Here is a 1,633-nt window from a genome sequence, read left to right on the forward strand (position 1 = left end):
TGATAAGTTGTTCCACCCAAACAAATACTATATGAAACTTGTTTGCCTAACAAATCTTTTAAGTGTTCAACTGTTTGATTTATATCAATATTTCCCATTTAAAAAACCTCTATTTATTTAACTATTCAAGTATTAGTGATTTATCATTATGGTGAGAGTTAGAGAAGATCAGGAAATACTCACCCTAGAGCACTAAAAGCACCCTAAGCAGTATTACCCGAACAATGTAAGGCATCACTACGGAGCCGAGCCATCGTTTCACAGGAGCGCATTACAGTCTATTGCTGCGCTTGTCTTGGTTAGGGCATAGATCACCCCCTGAACACGTCCAAAACCGCCTATAAACGCCTTTTAATGATCACCGCAAGGGATTACCCCAATATACTCACGATCAGCGTTTTATGACTACTCATGCCGTTGTCTGCTTTGTTCAGATCCCCCAGTAGCAGACTTAAACCTAAAATGCGCTGGCGTCACTGTACCTCCCACCCACATCAAGGACGGAAATTAATTATTTGGACGGATTAAGAACGAAAGAGGGATTTATTTTAATTCTACGAACGTTATAATCATCTAACAGCACGGAGATTTAATCTTGAATCTTATATCGAGTTTCAGCTCATATAACTTTCGTTATTAATTATTACCAGTAATTAATAACCGTGCATCCAATATAAAACTAAAGCCGATCATAAATCAATATGGTCGGTTTTTTTTATGGAAAATATTTGGATTTTTTTAGATTGAGCGCATAGATCGGATACCGTTACCCCCATCTTATTAGTGGGGGTATTTAAGAAATTTCTTTCAACCCCCCCTATAAACTCGGAGTATTGGATCATTTTTTAATCAATTTCCTGATTATGTTAATCCGTGTGCAAGCAGGACGCAATAGCAATGAAAAATGACCGCTTTCGTTTAAAAAATCCTTGAACTGTCATTTTGTCGCGTGATGTCCGATCCGTAGGTCGGCACACGCGACAAAATGACAGTATTTTGCTTTTCTTTGTGTCGGCGCGGGACGACGCCTAAGTTCTAGCGATTTTGACGCATACGGGAGCAGTAATCAGGGAAAAAAAGGATTTAAGAAGCATAAAGCTTCAGTTCGCTCATAGACATTCGCTCTGAAAGCCTTGCGCCTTAAGGGTTACGTGAGATTTCGTAAATATACCAAGATCAAAAAAATGCCCTAAAAGATAGACTTAAGGGCATTTTGACTGGAGATATAAAACTAACTTGAGGCTAAAAGCTGAAATTCAAGTAAAGTGCGCCCTTTGGGGTTAAGGGGTCGAACCCCTTACAAGTCCTGTGGCTACGGGGTAGGCTTGCTTAATGAATCAATAAAATCTTTGTTATCCGTTATAAGACCAGTAAAAGCAGCGTCCACAATAGAACGATCATCTAAAACCTGAAATTCTGTCAATTCGGAAAAAGAATAATAATCCCCATCATCTACAGAAAACTCATGATCACCATGAAGATGTAAAACAACCGAAGTGACCTCACCATCACTCTGATAAGTTGTCCCCCCCAAACAAATACTATATGAAACTTGTTTGCCTAACAAATCTTTTAAGTGTTCAACTGTTTGATTTATATCAATATTTCCCATTTAAAAAACCTCTATTTATTT

1 protein-coding gene is annotated in these 1,633 nt (G+C 38.2%); it reads right to left on the bottom strand.

Annotation, left to right across the window (positions count from 1 at the left end; translation table 11 throughout):
- Positions 1-1,312: 1,312 nt before the first annotated feature.
- Entirely contained in the window at positions 1,313-1,612 is a 300-nt protein-coding gene (locus tag FTV41_RS14640) for a hypothetical protein (protein WP_179991805.1), read from the bottom strand.
- Between the last annotated feature and the right edge of the window lie 21 nt (positions 1,613-1,633).

It is taken from the genome of Acinetobacter sp. YH16051, from assembly GCF_013417135.1.
GTDB classification, from domain to species: domain Bacteria; phylum Pseudomonadota; class Gammaproteobacteria; order Pseudomonadales; family Moraxellaceae; genus Acinetobacter; species Acinetobacter towneri.

Excerpts from the sequence above, each read along its gene's own strand:
- FTV41_RS14640 (WP_179991805.1), bottom strand. The coding sequence starts at position 1,612 with ATGGGAAATATTGATATAAATCAAACAGTTGAACACTTAAAAGATTTG.